At 52.1% G+C, this 18,935-nt stretch carries 17 protein-coding genes; 9 read left to right on the top strand and 8 right to left on the bottom strand.

Annotated features, from left to right (window positions below; genetic code table 11):
• Positions 1-15: 15 nt before the first annotated feature.
• Entirely contained in the window at positions 16-1,515 is a 1,500-nt protein-coding gene (locus J4377_RS04035; protein WP_253486932.1) for a sensor histidine kinase KdpD, read from the bottom strand.
• A 3-nt stretch (positions 1,516-1,518) separates the two neighbouring features.
• On the bottom strand, positions 1,519-2,220 hold the full coding sequence (locus J4377_RS04040; protein WP_038481852.1) for a response regulator transcription factor: 702 nt from the start codon (positions 2,218-2,220) through the stop codon (positions 1,519-1,521).
• Between the two features lie 255 nt (positions 2,221-2,475).
• Here J4377_RS04040 and J4377_RS04045 point away from each other — a divergent pair, with 255 nt between their 5' ends.
• Genes J4377_RS04045 through J4377_RS04055 form a run of 3 tightly spaced genes read left to right on the top strand, consistent with a single transcriptional unit; the run spans position 2,476 to position 5,076 of the window.
• Positions 2,476-3,450 carry a DUF2157 domain-containing protein gene (locus J4377_RS04045; protein ID WP_253486933.1) on the top strand — a complete coding sequence of 325 codons (975 nt, stop codon included), beginning with the start codon at positions 2,476-2,478 and terminating at the stop codon, positions 3,448-3,450.
• Positions 3,447-4,541 (top strand): DUF4401 domain-containing protein, encoded by a 1,095-nt coding sequence (locus tag J4377_RS04050; protein ID WP_253486935.1) that lies wholly within the window; start codon positions 3,447-3,449, stop codon positions 4,539-4,541. Before J4377_RS04045 ends, J4377_RS04050 begins: the two co-directional genes overlap by 4 nt.
• Positions 4,531-5,076 carry a GDYXXLXY domain-containing protein gene (locus J4377_RS04055; RefSeq protein ID WP_253486937.1) on the top strand — a complete coding sequence of 182 codons (546 nt, stop codon included), beginning with the start codon at positions 4,531-4,533 and terminating at the stop codon, positions 5,074-5,076. The genes J4377_RS04050 and J4377_RS04055 overlap by 11 nt, the downstream gene beginning before the upstream one ends.
• Before the next feature lie 8 nt (positions 5,077-5,084).
• Here the strand turns inward: J4377_RS04055 and J4377_RS04060 are convergent, their stop codons facing one another.
• A complete protein-coding gene (locus tag J4377_RS04060) occupies positions 5,085-5,996 on the bottom strand; it encodes a LysR substrate-binding domain-containing protein (RefSeq protein WP_253486939.1) in 912 nt (303 codons plus the stop codon).
• A 156-nt stretch (positions 5,997-6,152) separates the two neighbouring features.
• On the opposite strand from J4377_RS04060, the gene ycaC reads away from it, so the two are divergent.
• Both ycaC and J4377_RS04070 read left to right on the top strand, forming a co-directional pair.
• Positions 6,153-6,782 (top strand): isochorismate family cysteine hydrolase YcaC, encoded by a 630-nt coding sequence (gene ycaC / locus J4377_RS04065; RefSeq protein WP_253486941.1) that lies wholly within the window; start codon positions 6,153-6,155, stop codon positions 6,780-6,782.
• A gap of 193 nt (positions 6,783-6,975) precedes the next feature.
• Positions 6,976-7,923 carry a pirin family protein gene (locus J4377_RS04070; protein ID WP_253486942.1) on the top strand — a complete coding sequence of 316 codons (948 nt, stop codon included), beginning with the start codon at positions 6,976-6,978 and terminating at the stop codon, positions 7,921-7,923.
• A gap of 89 nt (positions 7,924-8,012) precedes the next feature.
• Here the strand turns inward: J4377_RS04070 and J4377_RS04075 are convergent, their stop codons facing one another.
• Positions 8,013-8,894 carry a pirin family protein gene (locus J4377_RS04075; protein ID WP_253486944.1) on the bottom strand — a complete coding sequence of 294 codons (882 nt, stop codon included), beginning with the start codon at positions 8,892-8,894 and terminating at the stop codon, positions 8,013-8,015.
• A 248-nt stretch (positions 8,895-9,142) separates the two neighbouring features.
• Between J4377_RS04075 and J4377_RS04080 the strand changes: the two genes are divergently transcribed.
• Positions 9,143-10,873: a mechanosensitive ion channel family protein gene (locus J4377_RS04080; protein ID WP_253486946.1), complete on the top strand. Its 1,731-nt coding sequence runs from the start codon at positions 9,143-9,145 to the stop codon at positions 10,871-10,873.
• 93 nt (positions 10,874-10,966) lie between these two features.
• Here J4377_RS04080 and J4377_RS04085 read toward each other — a convergent pair whose 3' ends face one another.
• Positions 10,967-11,752, bottom strand: coding sequence for a glutamate racemase (locus J4377_RS04085; protein WP_253486947.1), 786 nt, complete (start codon positions 11,750-11,752; stop codon positions 10,967-10,969).
• Between the two features lie 430 nt (positions 11,753-12,182).
• Entirely contained in the window at positions 12,183-15,356 is a 3,174-nt protein-coding gene (locus J4377_RS04090) for an acyl-[ACP]--phospholipid O-acyltransferase (protein ID WP_253486949.1), read from the bottom strand.
• A gap of 134 nt (positions 15,357-15,490) precedes the next feature.
• Between J4377_RS04090 and J4377_RS04095 the strand changes: the two genes are divergently transcribed.
• Both J4377_RS04095 and J4377_RS04100 read left to right on the top strand, forming a co-directional pair.
• Entirely contained in the window at positions 15,491-16,249 is a 759-nt protein-coding gene (locus tag J4377_RS04095; RefSeq protein WP_253486950.1) for a helix-turn-helix transcriptional regulator, read from the top strand.
• Between the two features lie 42 nt (positions 16,250-16,291).
• Complete coding sequence (locus J4377_RS04100) at positions 16,292-17,155, top strand: putative RNA methyltransferase (protein ID WP_253486951.1); 864 nt, start codon at positions 16,292-16,294, stop codon at positions 17,153-17,155.
• Positions 17,156-17,313: 158 nt separating this feature from the next.
• Here J4377_RS04100 and J4377_RS04105 read toward each other — a convergent pair whose 3' ends face one another.
• Positions 17,314-17,520, bottom strand: a complete 207-nt coding sequence (locus tag J4377_RS04105; protein ID WP_009722287.1) for a cold-shock protein — start codon at positions 17,518-17,520, stop codon at positions 17,314-17,316.
• A 362-nt stretch (positions 17,521-17,882) separates the two neighbouring features.
• On the opposite strand from J4377_RS04105, the gene J4377_RS04110 reads away from it, so the two are divergent.
• The gene (locus J4377_RS04110) at positions 17,883-18,356 is read left to right on the top strand and encodes a nucleoside deaminase (RefSeq protein ID WP_038481887.1); all 474 of its coding nucleotides are present in this window, start codon (positions 17,883-17,885) and stop codon (positions 18,354-18,356) included.
• Positions 18,357-18,507: 151 nt separating this feature from the next.
• Here J4377_RS04110 and J4377_RS04115 read toward each other — a convergent pair whose 3' ends face one another.
• Positions 18,508-18,681: a YqaE/Pmp3 family membrane protein gene (locus J4377_RS04115; RefSeq protein WP_038481890.1), complete on the bottom strand. Its 174-nt coding sequence runs from the start codon at positions 18,679-18,681 to the stop codon at positions 18,508-18,510.
• Positions 18,682-18,935: the final 254 nt, after the last annotated feature.

The raw sequence follows: 18,935 nt of genomic DNA on the forward strand, positions 1-18,935 counted from the left end.
CAACTCCCTAGGTTATTACGTATTTATAACGTTGGAGGGCGAGGGGGCGGTGGGTAACCGTATGCAGAACGATGCTCCGCCACTGGTTAGGTTTTCGACACCGATATCACCGCCCTGAAGCGTCATGATTCTGCGCGCAATAGCCAGCCCTAGCCCAGCATGGCCAGCGCCACTAGAGGTTTCGCCACGATAAAACGGGTCAAATATATGCGGCAGGTCCTGTTCCGCAATACCTGGGCCGCTGTCTTGTATGCAAACCTGTGGTTCTCCATTCGTTTGACTAAGCACAACGTTGATGTGGCCGCCAGCGGGACTGTAGGCAATGGCGTTGCTGATTAGGTTGTCCAGCACGCGTTCGGTCATCGCTAGGTCGGCATACGCGGTTGGTAATGCTGGGTTGCCACTTAACGTTAGCGCCAAGTGGCTGTCGCGTGCAGCTTGGTCGTGTTTCTGCACCACGTCATGGACCAGCTCCGCTAGCGGGAAGGGTTCTGGCACGGGCTGTTTCTCTCTTGCCTCAAGTGCAGCAAGCTCGAAGAGCTCATCCACTAAGCGGCTTAACCGACGGCCCTCTTTGAGTGCAATGTCGAGAAAGCGATCCTGTTCTTGGGGGCTGAGACGATCACGCCTTAATTTCAGGCTTTCGATATAGCCTTGCATGGAGGCTAGTGGAGTACGCAGATCGTGGGATACCTGGGCGATCAAACGACGGCGCTGGGCATCTTTTTCTGTCAGTTGTTCGATCTGGGTGGCAATTCGATGGGCCATGTCGTCAAAGGTAGCGTCCAGATAATCGATCTCATCGCGCACCACAGACTGTTTGTCGTGCCATCTGTTGTCGAGTTGGGGCTGGCTCATGTCGCTGTTCTCGAACGCTTCTACTCGGCGTGTTAATGATCTCAGGCGGCGGGTAAGCAGGCGAAAAATGGTTAGCCCTGCGAGCATCGCCACGGTTAGGCTGACCAGCAACGCCCAGGCGCTCATTTCCAGTAGTTTGCCACCACGGGCCATGGTTTCCGCTGCGTCGTACTCTTCACCCCGCAATACCACATAAAGATACCCTTCGGGGTTGTCTGCTGTTGGCACCGGGGTAACGGAAAAGACTTTCTGCCGATCGTGACTGCGGGGGTCATCGCCAAGTATCGGATAAAGGCTCATGTCCTCCATCAGCCTGCGTATAGGAGCCATCGAGACTTGCTTGCGTTTAATCTTCGCTGGGTCTGCTGAATAAGACAGAATGGTGCCATCCAGTCCTAGCAGGTAGATCTCGATGCTGGGATTAATGGCCATGTAGAGTGCGAACAGTTCTTCTAGAGCGCTACTATCCAGTTGTCCGTTGCTGACCAGATTTCTGTCTGATACTAGATTTTTGGCCAGATTCTGGTGTAACGCCTGATTGACCGAAGCGTTGTATTCACGCAGCGAATAGAGGCTGATGAAGGTATATAGCAGGCCGACGGCGAGCAATAACAGAAACAAGCCAAAGGCTAGCCGAGTATAGAGTGTTTTCAGCATAACTTATTCGCGGAAGCGATAGCCCACCCCCCAAACGGTTTGGATAAAGGCCGGGTCAGCGGGATCTGCTTCGATCTTGCCCCGTAAGCGGTTGATATGGGTATTGACGGTATGCTCATAACCTTCGTGGCTGTAGCCCCACACGGTATCAAGCAGTTGGGCACGGCTAAATACTCGCCCGGGATGCGTGGCAAAATGCCAAAGCAGGTCAAATTCCCTAGCGGTGAGTTCGACTGGTTGATCCTTTATAAACACCCGCCGACGCAGCGGATCAATGCGCAGCCCGTCCGTGATTAATTCTTGCTGGCTGGGTTGCGTGACGGTGGCAGATGCCATGGCATCTACGCGTCGGAATAAGGCTTTCACCCTTGCCGATAGTTCAGCCACACTGAAGGGCTTAGTGAGGTAATCATCCGCCCCCATTTCCAGGCCCAGCACTCGATCCAGCTCAGTGCTTTTAGCGGTAAGCATCAGTACTGGAACGTAACCTGGGCCGGAGCGGATTTCGCGGCAAATTGACAGCCCGTCTAAGCCGGGCAGCATCAGGTCGAGAATCACTAGATCGATACCCCCTTCACGAAAACGTTCAAGCCCGGTATCACCCCGCTCACAAAGAATAGGGTTCATGCCAAGCTCGGCCACATGCATGCGGACGAGCTCACCGATACCCGGGTTATCCTCAATAATCAGTACGTTTCGTGTCATAGGTCGTCGCATTATCTTCTTTTGTGCTTTTGCCTTATGGCTCTAGGCGCTTGGATGCTCGTGATATTTTCCTACTCATTGGTCGGAAGATTCGAGACTATCTTCGATGTACACCATTACGGGGGTGTCACGGGGTGATATAGAGTGTATCGCGCAAAGTTCACAAATGTGTCACGGGGACTCTAACGATAGGGCGATGTCTGCATTAACGCCTCCCCTTATTTCAATAAGTGTGTTTCAGCAAGGAGAGCGCCCATGGCTACTACACGCCGTAAACTCATGTCGTTAATCGAGCAGGGAGTGATACCTCCTGAACAAGTGCCGTTAGCGTTTAAAGTGGCGGGACTACACCCGTCGCCCCACGCCTGGGCGCTGTTGATTGACCGGCTGCTGCTGTGGCTGGGTGGCCTGGCACTGGCCTGCGCGGTGCTGTTCTTCGTGGCTTTCAATTGGTCGGACATGGGCCGCCTGCCGCGCTTTGCGTTAGTGCAGGCCGCGCTGGTGTTGTCGGCAGGCATTGCGGTATGGGGTAGCGCGAGCGTGATGCTTTTTCGCGTAGCGTTAACTGCGGCGTTTCTGTTGATAGGCGTACTACTGGCGCTGGTGGGACAGGTTTACCAAACTGGCGCAGACCCATGGCAGCTGTTTTTCCTCTGGTCTCTGCTCACTTTGCCGTTGGTATGGGTAGCACGCTTTGATGCACTTTGGGTAGCGTGGATAGGGCTTTTGAACCTATCCGTGTGGCTGTATAGCAGCACCTGGGGCGGTATTTTAGGCAGCGTGTTCTTTACTGATAACGCCGGTTTATGGTGGCTGGTGCTTATCAACTTAGCGGCTCAAGTCGTCTGGGAGTGGGGCGCGCAGGGCCGAGGTTGGCCGGGGCGTTGGGCAATTTGTTTGTTGGCGCTGGGTAGCGGCGTGCCGCTAACACTACTAATGATGGCGTGGGTGAGTGGGGAAACGCATGCGTTGACACCGATTGTGGCGGTTTACCCCGTGTGGTTGGCAGTGCTGTATGGCGTTTATCGTCAGTGGCGGCTTGAGCTATTTATGTTGGCAGGGGGCTGCGTCTCGCTGATTGCGGTAGTCACATTGCTGCTTGCACGCTATGTACTATGGGAAGGTCAGTGGAATGAAGGCAGCTTGCTGTTGCTGGCAGGCGCTGTCTTTGCCATGGGGGCGGCAGCGGTGACGTGGTTGAAACGCTTAAACGCTGAGGGCGCACCATGAACCAGCCGATGAATACGTTAAAGCAGCGATTAACTCAGGCGGGCATTGCGCTAAATGAGCCTTCATCAACAGCGCCGCTGGAATCACCTTGGTTCGTGCGGGTTCTGCAGGCGTTTTCCGGCTGGTTAGCTGCGCTGTTTTTGTTGGGCTTTATTGCCACGGCAGTGGTATTTGTACTGGAAAGCTCAGTGGCTTCTCTTGTTGTAGGCAGCCTGTTGATTGGCGGGGCATTTGCACTACTACGCGCAGCGCGAAGCGATGTGTTGGAGCACATGGCGCTGGCGTTTAGTTTAGCTGGGCAATTATTAGTGGCCTGGCCAGCGGTCGAAATGTGGGGTATTTCCGCAAGCCTATGGTGGGTACTGCTGGCGCTACAGTGCGCGCTGGCGCTGATCATGCCGAGCCAGGTTCACCGTAGTATGTCGGCGTTTTTAGCAAGCCTAGCGTTAACGATGGCGCTGGCAGTCAATGGACTGGCACCGGTGGCGATTGGTTTGGTGGTGCTGGTGCTTACACTGCTCTGGTTGAATGAATGTCGTTGGCCAGGGCGCATAGGGGCGGTTCAGGCATGGGGAGCTGGCCTGTTAGTAGGGTTATTGGTGCTTCAAGGGCAGGCATACTCTAACCAGCTTGCTTGGCTTTACGATTCAGGGGCTCAGTGGTTTGGCCCATGGCTCGCCAGTTGGCTGAGCACTGCTTTGGTGGCGTTGGCCTTAGTGTGCGTTATCCTTCAGGCATTTCGTCAGCATTCTCAGCCTGCCATTGCGCAACGCTTGGCGATTTACGGCGCAGTCGCGCTAGTGGCGGTGGTATCAGTTTATATGCCGGGGCTTGGCGCCGGGGTTACCTTACTACTGCTCGGATTTACGATTGGCCATCGGGTGCTGATGGGAAGCGGTATTTTGTTACTACTGATGGCGGCTAGCAGTTACTACTACTGGCTGGACGTGACGCTGTTGATGAAATCACTCATGTTGCTGGCAATGGGGGCGTTACTGTTATCCATTCGCTGGTTATTGAAGCGTTGGTGGCTAAACCAGTGGCTAACAGTGCATAAGCCCGCGCCGCTAGGAGATGCCAATGAGCAGTAACGTGAAGCGACACCGCTGGATAGTGATTGCCGCCACTGTCGTTGTGCTAGCGGTGGTTAACTGGACTATTTGGCAGAAAGAGCATCATCTGGCCGAAGGTGAGATTGTTTATTTGGAGCTTGCCCCGGTTGATCCGCGCTCGTTAATGCAGGGCGACTACATGGCGCTAAACTTTGCGTTGGCTAACCGTATTCGCATGCAGCGCGCAATGGATCGCCACGAAGAGGCGGGTGGAAATGCCATGCAAACGGCAGCCAATGACAGCGTGGTGGTTCGTTTGGATGACGCATCAATCGCACACTTCCAGCGCTTGGATGATGGCACGCCGCTAGGTGACGACGAAAGGCGTTTACGTTATCGGCTGCGCAATGGGGACGTGCGCTTTGCTACGGATGCGTTTTTCTTTCAGGAAGGACACGCCGAGCGTTTTGAGCCCGCCCGCTACGGCCAGTTCCGAGTCAATGAGCACGGCGAGCTGCTGCTAGTCGCGCTATATGACGAAGAACTCGAGGCGCTGGGTGAAATGGAGCGTTGATACGTGTATTAGCGTTCAATCCCAATGGCTGTGTATCGCTCGGCAAGAAAGTCTAACAGTGCTCTGACAGAGGGCAGCAAGCCTCGGCGGGAAGGATAAACCGCATGAATAACTTCTCGTCGAGGCTCCCATTCGGGCAATACCGATATAAGTGCTTTTGATGTTAGTGAATCCTCCAGCATTAGTCTTGGTAATTGAACGATGCCAACACCCGCCAATGCGGCTCTATAAAGTGCGGTCATATCCGTGGTAATAAACCGTGGCGAATGTTCAATTTGGCGCTCTTCACCGTCGCGCTGAAGGTGCCAAACGTGAGCTTCCTCTGGCCTTGCTCTGCTTAAACTGGGCAGTTTGCAAAGGTCGTCAGGTGTTGATGGCATGCCATGCTGCTCAATCAGTGCTGGGCTTGCTACCAAACATTGCCCGCGATCCGATAGTACCTTCAGAATAAGCTCGCTACCTTCCAATGGAAGGGGGCGGGCTCGGAGCGCAATATCAAAGCCTTCAACAAAAGGGTCAATACGGCGGTTAGTTCCTTCCAGGTGTACCTGAACATCTGGGTAGAGCACCATGAAATCCGCCAGTATTGCACTCACGTGAAAGCTCAATAGCCCCGTAGGGCAACTGATACGGATAGTACCGCAGGGCACTTGTTTGGTTTCTTCTATGAACTGTTGAGCTGCTTCGGCCTCTACTAGCATGGCTTTGCAGTGCTGGTAGTAGCGTTGGCCAATATCAGTGAGCGTTAAGTGACGGGGCGAACGATGCATCAAGCGCACGTTAAGCTGATTTTCTAATTCTCCCACGCGTCTGCTTAATTTTGATTTAGCAATACCCAAGGCACGGCCCGCCGGAGAAAAACCTCCATGGTCGACTACCTTCACAAAATAATAAAGATCATTCAGATTAGGGGGCGTCATGTGTTCTCCCTCTGTTCTCCCTATGCAACGCTGTGTCTTAATTTCCCATCTAATCATCAAGTAAGCGAACTACTAAACTCTTTATGGCATGCGCAACAGCTGTTGGATCTTTGTTTTCCAAAAGCCCACTCAAGCTAATAGATAAAGGAGTATGTCATGGCTAACCCCTATGTTCGTCTCGATAAAGATAACGCCGCCGTTCTTTTAGTAGATCATCAAACTGGGCTGTTGTCCTTAGTTCGTGATATTGACCCTGATCGATTCAAAAATAACGTACTGGCGCTTGCGGATTTGGCGAAATACTTTGGTCTGCCAACGATTCTTACCACAAGCTTCGAAGATGGGCCTAATGGGCCGCTGGTGCCTGAATTAAAAGAGATGTTTCCAGAGGCGCCTTACATAGCACGCCCTGGACAAATTAATGCCTGGGATAACGAAGATTTTGTAAAAGCGGTTAAGGCGACTGGTAAGAAACAGCTGATTATTGCGGGCGTGGTGACAGAAGTGTGTGTGGCTTTCCCGGCACTTTCCGCACTTGAAGAAGAGTTTGATGTGTTCGTGATCACCGATGCATCGGGTACCTTTAACGAACTTACCCGCGATGCTGCTTGGGACCGTATGTCCGGCGCTGGTGCCCAGTTAATGACCTGGTTTGGTGCTGCCTGCGAACTTCATCGTGATTGGAGAAATGATATTGAAGGCCTAGGGGCGCTCTTCTCTAATCATATCCCCGACTATCGCAACTTAATGAATAGCTACAGTACTTTGACAAAGGGCTCTGAATAAGGACTCTGACAAGAAGTAAACCGTGTTTTGACCGGAAGTGAGTGAGCTTCCGGTTTTTTTAATACTTTTGAGCTATTTATTAAAGGTAAGTGATTGGCTAGACGGTAGCTTTGTAAAAATAAATAGCTTTGTGAAATAGAAACTATCGATGATGCCATTGCTCCGCTGTCCATTGTATATGGAGGAAATTCCTATGAGCTGGATGCCCGATATTGAGCCTAAATGTCCTTCCGCAGGCAACCTACACGATATTGAAACACTGATCGTACCTCGTGCACACGACCTAGGGGGCTTTGAGGTACGACGTGCGCTTCCTGCGCCCAAGCGCCAGATGGTGGGGCCGTTTATTTTTTTCGATCAGATGGGACCCGCTGAATTTCTTAGAAAGGATGGTATCGATGTTCGTCCTCATCCCCATATTGGACTTGCTACGGTCACTTACTTGTACCAGGGAGAGTTCCAGCATCGTGACAGTCTGGGGACTAATCAGATGATTCATCCTGGGGCGGTTAATTGGATGGTTGCTGGTAATGGCGTGACCCATTCCGAGCGTACTAGCCCCGCTACACGTCAGAATAAGCACTCCCTGTTTGGTATTCAGACGTGGGTGGCACTGCCTGAAGCATACGAAGATAAACCCGCCAGCTTTGCGCATCATGGGCAGGAGACATTGCCGCTGCTTAAAGGTGAGGGTAAAGAGATTCGCTTGATTCTTGGTACGGCATGGGGTGAACAGGCGCCTGTACAGACCTTTTCGGAGATGTTCTATGCGGATGCGGTACTCCAACCCGGCGCTAAGCTTCCTTTGCCCGATGGTCACGAAGATCGTGGCCTCTATGTAACGTCGGGTAGCGTTAGTATTGCAGGGGATACATTCGATGCGGGACAAATGATGGTTTTCCGTCCGGGTGATCCCATCACCGTAACCGCGGGCGAAAGCGGAGCTCGGCTAATGCTGCTCGGCGGCGAAACGCTCAATGGGCCACGCTATATCTCTTGGAACTTCGTGGCATCTTCCCGGGAAAAATTAGCGGCTGCTAAGCAGGCGTGGATGGAAGGTGACTTCGAGCATGGGCGATTTAAATTGCCGCCGGGGGACGATGAAGAATTCATTCCCTTTCCAGGCCAGCAGCGTAATTAATTCGTAGTGGAAGGGCTGGCTATTAAGCCAGCCCAATTGTTACTTCAACAGTAGTTGCTTGAAAAGTTGTTACTTAAATAGCGATGTCATTAGCTTGGCATGTGGCCAAAGCGGCCGTTGTTAAAGTCTTCTATCGCTTCAATGATGTCACGTTCGCTATTCATCACAAACGGCCCATGACCTACCACTGGCTCATTGAGCGGCTCGCCACTTAGCAGCAACAGGGTTGCGTCATTATTGGCTTCAAGCGTCAGTGCGTCACCTGCTCTAGAAAGCTCGGCTACTTGCGCGTCACGCAGTACCTCTTCGCCATTGACTTGAACCGTACCTTTTAGCACGACCAGCAGGGTTGTCCATCCATCCGGCTGCGTCAGCGTGGTTGTCTTACCACCGTTTAGCCGCACATCCCATACGTTCATCGTTGAGAACGTCTGTGCTGGGCCCGCGTGGGCCTTGCGGTTGTCATCTATATAGCTGCCGGCGATCACGCGGACGCTCCCAGCTTGATCAGGTAGCGCTGCCACAGGAATCTGGGCATTAAAAATTGCCTGATAGCCTGGCGCGGCCATTTTGTCTTTGGCGGGCAAGTTTACCCACAGCTGCACCATCTCAAGTGTGCCGCCTTGCTCTGTAAACGCGGGCGAATGAAACTCATCGTGCAGGATACCCGCACCCGCCGTCATCCACTGCACGTCGCCTGGGCCAATTACGCCGCCTTTGCCCGTTGAGTCGCGGTGCGCCACTTCTCCTTGGTAGACAATCGTGACGGTTTCAAACCCTCGGTGCGGGTGTTGCCCGACACCGCGTGGCCGCGTGGTGGGAGTAAAGTCGGCGGGCCCAGCATAGTCCAGTAACAAAAAGGGACTCAACTGCTCGGAGCGTGGGCCATAGGAGAACAGCGAGCGCGCCGGAAAACCGTCACCCACCCAGTGAGGGCGTGGAGCGCTGGTAACACCTACTAACTTTTTCATCGTTTCTCCTTAAAGAGTACGTTGCTGGTTAAGAAGGGTACGTGTTAAGTGGTGCATGTAATAGATAGTGCAGCTGAGACTTAGTGTTGCAGTGCTGGAACGCTAGGTGCTTGCTTGATTGAAGAAGGTAGACTGTACTTTGGTCAATCACTGACATGGAAGCTCAGTGTTCAGCGCTGGGCTGGCGGCTTTTTTCGCCAGTTGGTGACTGGTTGTTTGGCTCACTTACTTTAAATGACAAGGTTGGTATGAAAAAGAACAGCTCGTGGCTTGTGCGGGTTGCGCTGGTTGTCACTCTGGTGTTTTCCAGCGTATGCATAGCGCAAACTCAAGGAGATGAGAGCGAAAATGAGCGGTGGTTCGCTATAGACTCGCTTAACACAGGGCTAGGCGATGTGCCTGACGAGGTTGGGCGGATGTCGCCACGGGAAATGGTTCGCAGTTTTTTAGCGTTCACCGAAAACGAAGATTACGCCACAGCGGCGCATATGCTGAACCTCAACGATATTGACCCAGGCGAGCAGCAGTCTCAGGGCGCCGAGCTCGCTAGGCAGTTAGCGGAGGTACTAAAACGTGGTGAATGGTTGAATGCGTCTAATATGTCTGGCCGTCAAGATGCTGTGATAGAAGATCCTTCCGGACAGAACCCCCTGGCAGGAGAGCCACAGCGCAATATTGAGCTGGCTGCCCTAAAGGTAGATGGCCAAGCCTACGATGTTCGACTGGGGCGCTACCGCGTAGGTGAAGAAGACCCTGTGTGGTTAGTGATGCCAGAAAGCGTGTCGTTTATTCCGGCTCTCTACGAAGAGTACGGGCCTTCAATGCTGGAACGCTATATCCCTGAGCGGTTAAAGGCGTCGTTTGGCATGCTAAAAATCTGGGAATGGTTAGCGATTCCGATTTTTTTAATCGCCATTGGCACGGTGGGGGTGGTTACTTACTACGTTGTTGGGCTAGTGGCACGCATCCTGCCCTCTGGCGTGTCTACTATTTTTGCCGATCAAATTGGCGTGCCCATGGCGATGATTGTTATGTCGCTGGTAACACAGATGCTGCTGGACTACGTTGTATCGTTTTCCGCTATTGCGACGACGACGTTCCGCGTGCTGTTGATCTCTATCATGGCCTGGGGCGCAGGTACTATTGCGCTGCGTTTTGTCGACACGATTATGCTGCGTTTAACGCGACGCTTGGTGGGGGAAATTGATGACACCAAGCCTAAAGATCAGCGACGGCTGCTAACCTCGCTATATGCATTGCGCCGCGCCATTATTCTGATCACCGTAACCGGTGTATCTATCTACATCCTAGGCCAAGTCCAGCTTTTCGAAACCCTTGGCTTGTCCATTTTGGCGTCTGCCAGCGTATTGGCAGTATTAGTGGGTGTGGCGGGGCAAACGGTTCTTGGCAATATTCTCTCCTCGTTTCAGTTATCGCTTGCCAAGCCTATCCGTATCGGCGACTTGGTGATCTTTGAAGGGGAGTGGTGTTATGTCGAAGGGATCTTTTATACCTATATTCGACTGAGATCATGGGACGAACGACGCTTGATAGTGCCTGTCACCTACTTCACCTCCAAGCCTTTCGATAATTTGTCGGTGAAGAGTACCAAGCTGTACCGATCCTTGGTGCTGACGCTTCACCTAAGTGCCGATATAGGGCTGCTAAGAGATAAATTCCTCGAATTTGCCAAAGAGGAGGAGAACGTTGTTGAGCACCATAAGCTGCTCTGTTACGTGACGGCACAAACGGGAACGGCCCAAACTATCACCTGCTATCTAATGACATCTGACCCCATGGCTGGCTGGACCGCCGAGATGAACTTGCGTGAGAAGCTGCTGGCCTTTATCCGCGATAACCATCCAGAGTGGTGGCCAAGGGAAATCATGGTTATCAGCCATGAGGATATTGCACGCGGAGAAGGGCAAGGCAAGCGTTCGCAGGACGCGGATAGTTCTGCGGATAAACCGTCTGAATAGAAGGCAACTAAGCAGCGGCAAGCGCCGCTGCCTGACGTATCAGCTTGTGGGTATTTCATCGTGGTTTACGCTGAAATACCAGCAGGCCATACGTTATGGTAGCGAGACTACCTCTAACGGAATATCTACGCCGAACTGCTGCAACATACGTTGAAAGGTTTCTACGTTATAGGCATCACTTTCTGTCACTAGGCCACGAATTTGTCCCGTGCCCTGTGTGCCGTTGCCTAGCCCGGCGACAATCGCTTCGGCGGGATCGAGGAAGCGGCAGTTTGGTCTCGCCGATTCGAAGAAAGTACGCAACCAAGGTAGATGGGTACTTGAAAGCGTCAGAGTATCGATATCAGGATGCCGTTGGAAAACGTCGTCTATAAAAGCAGAGACCGCTTGCTGAGTTGTCTCTGGGTCGAATATGAAGGCACCATTTTCGACAAGCTCCACCATAGGGGAGGCATTGATCAGGCTGACGTTACCCGGATTAGGCGCATGGTGAGCGATAAACTGCTTCAGTGGTGAACTTTCGATGAGAGAATGCACCCCCATAATGCCAATCTTGCCTGTAACCGATGCGGCAAGCGCTTCTTCGATAGGCGGGTAGACGCCGAACAAGGGGACCAATGTGCTTTGACGAATATCGTCCAGCACCATGATAGAGGGTGCGTTCGAGGCGATAACGATGGCGGAGGGTGTGTAGCTCTCTAGAAAGCGCAGCGTGCGATGCATGACAGTGAGTAGTTCATCACGCCCTTTGCTTCCATAAGGAAAGCTCGCCCGGTCAGCGAAATATAAAATATCCTGTTTGGGAAGGCGTTTGTGTATCTCCGCAACAATGGCATAGCTACCAATACCCGCGTCGAAAACAGCGATAGGTTGGTGCATAGCAAGATCCTTGGCGTCGGCTGGTAAATCCTAATGATCCATAATGTTTAAACGCTATGGAAGCGTTATTTCCAGCGACTGCTAAAGAAGGAAAAAATCATGTTTAAGGCAAGAGAGAAGGGTAGGAATAACTATAGAGGCACCCGTTGATCAAACGGCTGAATGCTGGCTCTAGATTACTGCTCGTTTTAACGATCCCGCTAGCGAAAAGAAATACCAGGACGTTAGGAAATGGTCATGATGTAATTACAATTACAGGTAGTGCAGCGTTTTCTTCCCGATTGGGGCGTTACCTACGGCTCGGCAGGCGATGGCCGTTTTAGGCAATCCGCTAATACGTAACTTAGCTAGCCAAGCCTGAATACTAAGCTTGGCTAGCTAAACGTTTTATCCTGTCGGCAACAATTGCTTCTATCGAGTTGGCGAAAGTCTAAGCATGGCGGCCAATCAGGGTTAAAAAGCCGTCTTCATCGATAAACCCTTTATCGCCGGTGATAAACCAGCGTTGGCCATCGAGTTCTTTAATGGCGGCGGCTGTGCGTTTCGAGTCGTTTAGGTAGCCCTGCATCACCTGAGGACCGCTGATTAAAATCATGCCTGCTTCTCCGCTAGGCTGTTCCGCAAAGCTTTCCGGCTCAACGATTTTAAAGCTGGTGCCGGGGAGCGGCATGCCGACGGTACCCGCTTTACTGCCTTGCTGTATTGTTTGGTAATGAGCGCCCAACGAATCCGGTAGATTGACCGATGCCACAGGAGCGGTTTCGGTTGCCCCGTAACCTTTATAAATAGGCTTATGGAATTTTAGGACGAAGTCGCTGCATACCTGCTCATCCAATGTTTCGGCACTGACAACGACTGCCCGTAGGCTTTCTAGCATGAGTGGGTGCACTTTGGGGCTGTGGTTTAGGTGCTGTAGAAAGTCTGATGTGCCGAACATCAGGGTGGCTTTGTGCTTGGCGACAGAGCTGGCAATACCAGCAGTGTCGTTGGGGTCCGCGTGGCAGACCAACGGCAGGCCTTCGATAAGTGGCAGCAGTTGGGTAACGGTGAGACCAAAGGCATGAAACAGAGGCAGCGAGCCGATCACCACATCGTCATATTGGGTATTAAGCACATCGGAGGTCTGCTTAATATTGGCCATCAGGTTGCGGTGGCTAAGCATGACGCCTTTAGGCTGTCCTTCGCTTGTGCTTGGAAACACAATGGCGGCGGTGGCATTGGCATCTCTACTGCGGCAGTAAAGGCGTTGAAGCAGCCACGTAGGCAGCAGGCGAACGGCAAGCCAAGTGCTTACGCGTTCATGACGGCGGATGCTGGCTTGCAGATCTTCCAGGTAAATCGTCCGAGTATTTGCTAGCCGCTGGCTGATGTTTAACCCTTGTTGCTGGAGTTTTTCGACGAAGTGGCGCGAGGTAAACACCGTGTCGATGTTGGCTTGGGCGAGTGCCGCAGAAAACGTGTCTTCTTTCGCGGTGCCATTGGGACTGTCGTCAAAATGATAGTTGAGGTTAACCAGTGTTTTTCCAGCCAGAAGTGTTGCCATATTGGCTAGTGCACCCACGCTGCTATTAGGCAGCAGTAGGCCCACGTTTTGCCCAGGGGTTAGCGTGTGGATGCGCTTTGCAATAAGCAGACTGGCGGTAACTGCTTGGCCTGCCGTCAGCGGGTGGCTAAGGGTATCAGTGAGTGCTTGTGCGCCAAGGTTACGCTTCACGCTACGAATCCAGGCGTCCGGCAGCGAGGGCAGTTCATCGATAGCATGTTGCCACGAGTTAGTTGCTTGTTCGAAGATGCGCCGTTTGAGCACGTCGGCAGGGGTGTCCTTAGAAAGCGGCTTACCAAACGCCACGACGACTGAGCGATGGAGCGGCGCGTTACGCAGCTCTTTGAGTTTGCTGGATGAGCGAGAAAACTGGCTACCCCACAGGCCGCGCAAGTAAAACGGCACAATACGTACCTCTGGGTTGGCCAGCTTGCAGGCGCGTTCATAGCCTCGGCGCAGCTCGCCTAGCTGGCCGTTGCGGCTGATCGCGCCTTCGGGGAACAGGCATACCACTTCACCGTTATTCAGCTGTTCGGCAACGGCGGCTAGGGCGTTATCGGCCCCTGCGCCCCGTTCGATAGGAATACAGCCCAGCGCCTTAAAAAACCAGCGCAAATACCAACGCTGATAAATATCCTTCAACATGACAAAACGCACGGGGCGAGGGCAGGCGATTTGCACCATTGCCCAGTCTACCCAGCTAATATGGTTGCCAAGCAGCAGCACGCCGCCTTGGGCAGGCAGGTGCTCTAATCCATGAACATCAACACGATAACGGCGAGTGAGCAGAAAACTGAGTAGAAAGCGCACCAAGCTTTGGGGCAATTTGAAGATAGTGTAGCCACCGCCCACCATGGCAACGGTCGCCACGAGCAACAACAGGTAGTGGCTATCTACACCTGCCAGGGCAAACAGTGCGGTAAGCGCCAGAAAGCCCAGCATAGACAGGTTCTGAATCCAGTTGTTGGCAGCCAGCACAGTGCCTAGTTCATGGTCTGCCGCATGAAATTGAATCAGTGCATTGAGCGGTACAATGAATAACCCGCCCATCATGCCAATAAATACAAAGTTCAGCGCTTGGCTGATGGGGGTGGTGAGCAGTGGCAGGCACCACAGACCCACCGCAACGCCGACAGCGCCTAATGGAATCAAGCCGGTTTCAATACGGTTACGAGACAGTTTGCTGGCAAGCAATGACCCTAATGCAATCCCAATACCGCTAGCGGCAAGAATTCCTTGCAGCACTAAGGTGTTATCAATGCTGAGTGCATCTTTGGCATAGGCGGGAAAAGCGGCGAGCAGCACCTGGCCCACCGACCAGAAAGTCGCAAGACCGATAATTGACAGCCGCAGCACCGGTTGACGGCCCAGAATGCTCAGGTTGTCTTTAAGTGCGCTGCCTTTGATATAGCGCTGCCAGGTGAGCGGGGTCGTCGAGGGCTGTGCGTTATCCGGTTTCAAGCGATACAGTGCCATCACTTGTATAACGCTGTTCAACACCAGCAGCCAACCCAGCGGCGCAATGCTGCGCAATAGCTCGCCGGGTGTTTGGGCGCTGGGTAAGATCCAGCTTTCAAACAGCGCGGTAAAGGCCACGGTGCCGGCCAAAATGGCACCAATGGTGACGGCCTGGATAAGTCCGTTAGCTTCTGCCAAGCGGGGTTTGCCAAATAGCCCTTTCACCAAGCCATACTTTGCGGGGGAGTAAAAGGCTGACTGAATTGCCAGCACTAGCGTCATGGCAAACGCCAGCCAAAACCAGCCTTGGTAATAAGCGGCGGTGATGCCCAGTGAAACAGCGACAGCAGCCCAGGCGGAACCCCGGAGAATGCGAACTTTGGGGTAGCTATCCGCCACATGACCTGCGGGGCTAAACAGCAAAATAAACGGCAAAAGGATAAGCCCATTGACCAACGCCGTCAGTACCACCTGGGTTTCACCGTCGTAGCTTTTAAAAATCGTATTTTGAATGACGATTTTATGTCCTAAATCCACAAAGGCATTCAAGAAAATGGCAATCAGGTAGGGCCAAACACCCGTGATGCGTAGTAAAGGTTGCATGAAATGACGCCTTATAAACCAGAAGTTAGGGCACTTTCGGTAAATGGGGTTAATGTTGCAACTCTGGTGGTTCAAGTTGTGTTATTTGGGCTTTACGGTATCGTTATACGCTACTTTATATGTCTGGAGGTTGTGTGTCTCAGACAAGCGCGCTTATTGATACTTTAAAACGCCAGCTGCGCTCTCAGGGGAAAACCTACGCTGATGTGGCGTTATGGCTTGGGTTGAGCGAGGCCTCGGTCAAGCGGCTATTCGCTGAGCAGCACATCACCCTAGAGCGGCTAGAGCGTATTTGCGACCAGCTTAACCTGGAATTCGCTGAGTTGGTGCAATCCATGCAAGAGGAAGAGCACCGTTTGCAGGAGCTGAGCCAGGCGCAGGAGCAGAGTATTGTCGATGATCGTGAGCTATTTTTGGTCGCTGTGTGTGTGATTAACGGCTATCGGTTTGATGAAATTCATCACCAGTACCAGCTCAGCGAGGCGCAGTGCACTCGGCAACTGCTGGCGCTAGAACGGCTAAAGTTGATTGACCTACTGCCGGGTAATCGAATCCGGCGGCGTGTGGCTGCGAATTTTCGTTGGCGGCCTGGCGGCCCCATTCAGCGTTTTTTCCAGCAATATATTGCCACAGAGTTTTTTCAGTCCCGTTTCGATAGCGACAGCGAAAAGCTGATGGTACTGAATGGCCTGCTTTCTCATGCAGGTAATGCTGAATGGCAACAAACAATGCAGCGGCTGGCAAAAGAGTTTCACGCCCTGTGTGAACGAGAAAGTGGGCTGCCCATTCATCAGCGCTTTGGCACCACCTCGGTACTGGCTGTGCGTCAGTGGCAGTCAACGCTGTTTAAAGATGTCGCCCGCGGGTCGTATAGGCAAAAGAAAATTTTATAAACCAACGTTTTATGGGCATATATTTTATGAGTTCACATTGTTATGAATAGCACTCCTTTTCAATTACTAGCCTGTCCGTTAGATGGCGAGCCGCTTAATCTTGCAGGCAGTACTTGGCGCTGCTCTGCTGGGCATAGCTTCGATGTTGCTAAGCAAGGTTACGTCAACTTGCTTCCGGTACAGCAAAAGCGTTCCACTGACCCTGGTGACAGTAAGCTGATGGTGGCGGCAAGACAGCGTTTTCTTGGGGCTGGTTACTATCAGCCCATTGCTCAGGCGGTAAGCAAACATCTGTTAAGCCATGCTGAGGCTCAACCTGCTAGTTCGCTATTTAGCTGCCTGGATGCTGGCTGCGGTGAAGGCTATTACTTGCGTGAGCTATCTCGTGCTGTATCGAATTCGCGGCCACTTTCACTGCTGGGATTAGATATTTCCAAATGGGCAGTGCTGTCGGCGGCCAGGCAAGATGATAAAAAATCTCCGCTTTGTCGTTGGGTCGTCGGGAGCAATGCGCACTTGCCAGTTCAAACGAAGACGCTCGACAGCGTGCTGTGTATGTTTGGCTTTCCGGTGCATCACGAATTTGCGCGGGTATTAAAACCGGGTGGCCTGTTGGTGCAGGTTGAGGCAGGAGTGGGGCACTTGCGTGAGCTGAGGGAGGTGATTTATCCCACGCTTAAGCCAGACACGACAAGTGAACGGGAAGTGCCTGAGGGCTTTGCCCAGTTGCACACCGAGTCACTTAACTATCAAATAACGCTGGAAGGGCAGGCATTAATTGGTGATCTATTAACGATGACGCCCCATCTTTACCGTGCCAGTCAGGAGGGGCGGGCACGTGCAGCGGCACTTGATGAGCTTACCCTGACGGTGGATGCCAAACTAATGGTGTATGAGCGTAAATAGGGGGTAAAAATCCGACCATACTCTCTTTCTTCATCTTTATTACAACTGCCTTTCACTTTGTCTTTCATTTTCAACATGCAAACGCAACAAGGCCCGCATAAGCGGGCCTTGTTATCCGAACCCGTTAAGGTTCGAGCAAACTCTTAAACCGTTAAGGCTTAGGACATTTGCTTGATGTTAGAAGCCTGAAGGCCTTTCTTACCCTGGGTAACGTCAAAAGAAACGTTAGCACCTTCTTGAAGGGTTTTGAAACCGTCAGACTGAATTTCAGAGAAATGAGCAAAAAGGTCGTCGCCGCCGTCAGAAGGAGCGATGAAACCAAAACCTTTAGTGTCGTTAAACCATTTAACTGTGCCAGTTGCCATGATGTAGATCCTTTCGCGCTAATGCGCCGTAATAAAGTTCCTGGTATTACCCAGATGAATAGTAGCGGGTGAAACAAGGAATACAATATCAGGCTGCCGAAATAGATCGTACACTTCTGAAACCATGCTGCTTGCTAACCAACTGACGCTACAGTGACATGATTTTTTCTTCGGGTCAAAGCTTTTTTATGAATATTTTCTGGGGGTGGTGTCAGGACCGCGGTTACTTCCACCCCACTTTTCAGGTGCTTGGGGCTTTACGGTGAGTCAGATCTTCAATGTTAAAAATGGTATCTTTGGCGCAGCACTTTTGAAACGACAACCCGGTCGGTAAGGCACGTTATCAAAACGAGGAGAGTCCAATGATTGCCGAACATGAATTGGCATATCTAAAGCGCGCTGTGGCTTTAGCAGAGGAGGCTTTAAATGCAGGGGATGAGCCATTTGGTAGTGTGCTGGTAAATGCTGAAGGTAAGGTATTAGCCGAGGATCGAAATCGCATTGCCGGTGGGGATTCTACTCAGCATCCAGAGTTTTCGCTGGCCCGCTGGGCAGCGAATCATATGACGCCTGAAGAGCGCTCGAAAGCGACCGTCTATACCTCTGGAGAGCACTGCCCAATGTGTGCAGCGGCTCATGGGTGGGTAGGGCTAGGTCGTATCGTTTACGTCAGTTCTTCTGAACAGTTGGGAGTATGGTTGGCTGCACTTGGCGTAGCGCCACCGCCTGTCGCTCCGCTATCGATTAATGAGGTGGTACCTGGTTTGACTGTTGATGGCCCAGTGCCTGGGCTGGACGAGCAAGTCCATGCCTTGCATCGCCGCTTGCACGCATAACGTCAGGGCCGGGTTTTGAAGGGGTGGGTATTAATTGTCCGGCAAGACTGGGTGAGCAATGCATGGCCCATAAAGACAAACGCCGCCTTGTGCTCGTCAAGGCGGCGTTTGTTAAATCGGTGCAAAAAAGAGCATCGGTGCTTCACTATGCCTAGTGTTTCAATATGACATAGAAGGCGTGAATGATGCCTGGAATAAAGCCAAACAGCGTGAGAATGATATTTAGCCAGAAATGCCCTTTGAAACCGACCTCAAAAAACACCCCTAGTGGGGGTAGAAGAATGGCAAAGATCATCTTGATCGGGTCAGTTGCGGTAAACGCCATGCAGCCTCCTTTGCTTATACAGTCTGTCGGTTAATAACGAACAGATTAATAACGTGGGTTTCTAGAATGTAGATATCAATAACGGTTTTAGCGCTGATTGCTAATGCTGGCCTTTTAGCAACAGTGCGGTTCAGCGATTGAGCGTAACGTAGTCGCAATGATTAAGTTTGGCGAATCAGTGCGACTTAGGTACGACCTCGTGTTTGGGCTATCGTTCACTTGCTTAGGTAGGCGTATTCAAGAACTTAGGTTTT

The sequence above is a fragment of the Halomonas sp. XH26 genome (assembly GCF_024138895.1).
Taxonomy (GTDB): Bacteria; Pseudomonadota; Gammaproteobacteria; order Pseudomonadales; family Halomonadaceae; genus Vreelandella; species Vreelandella alkaliphila.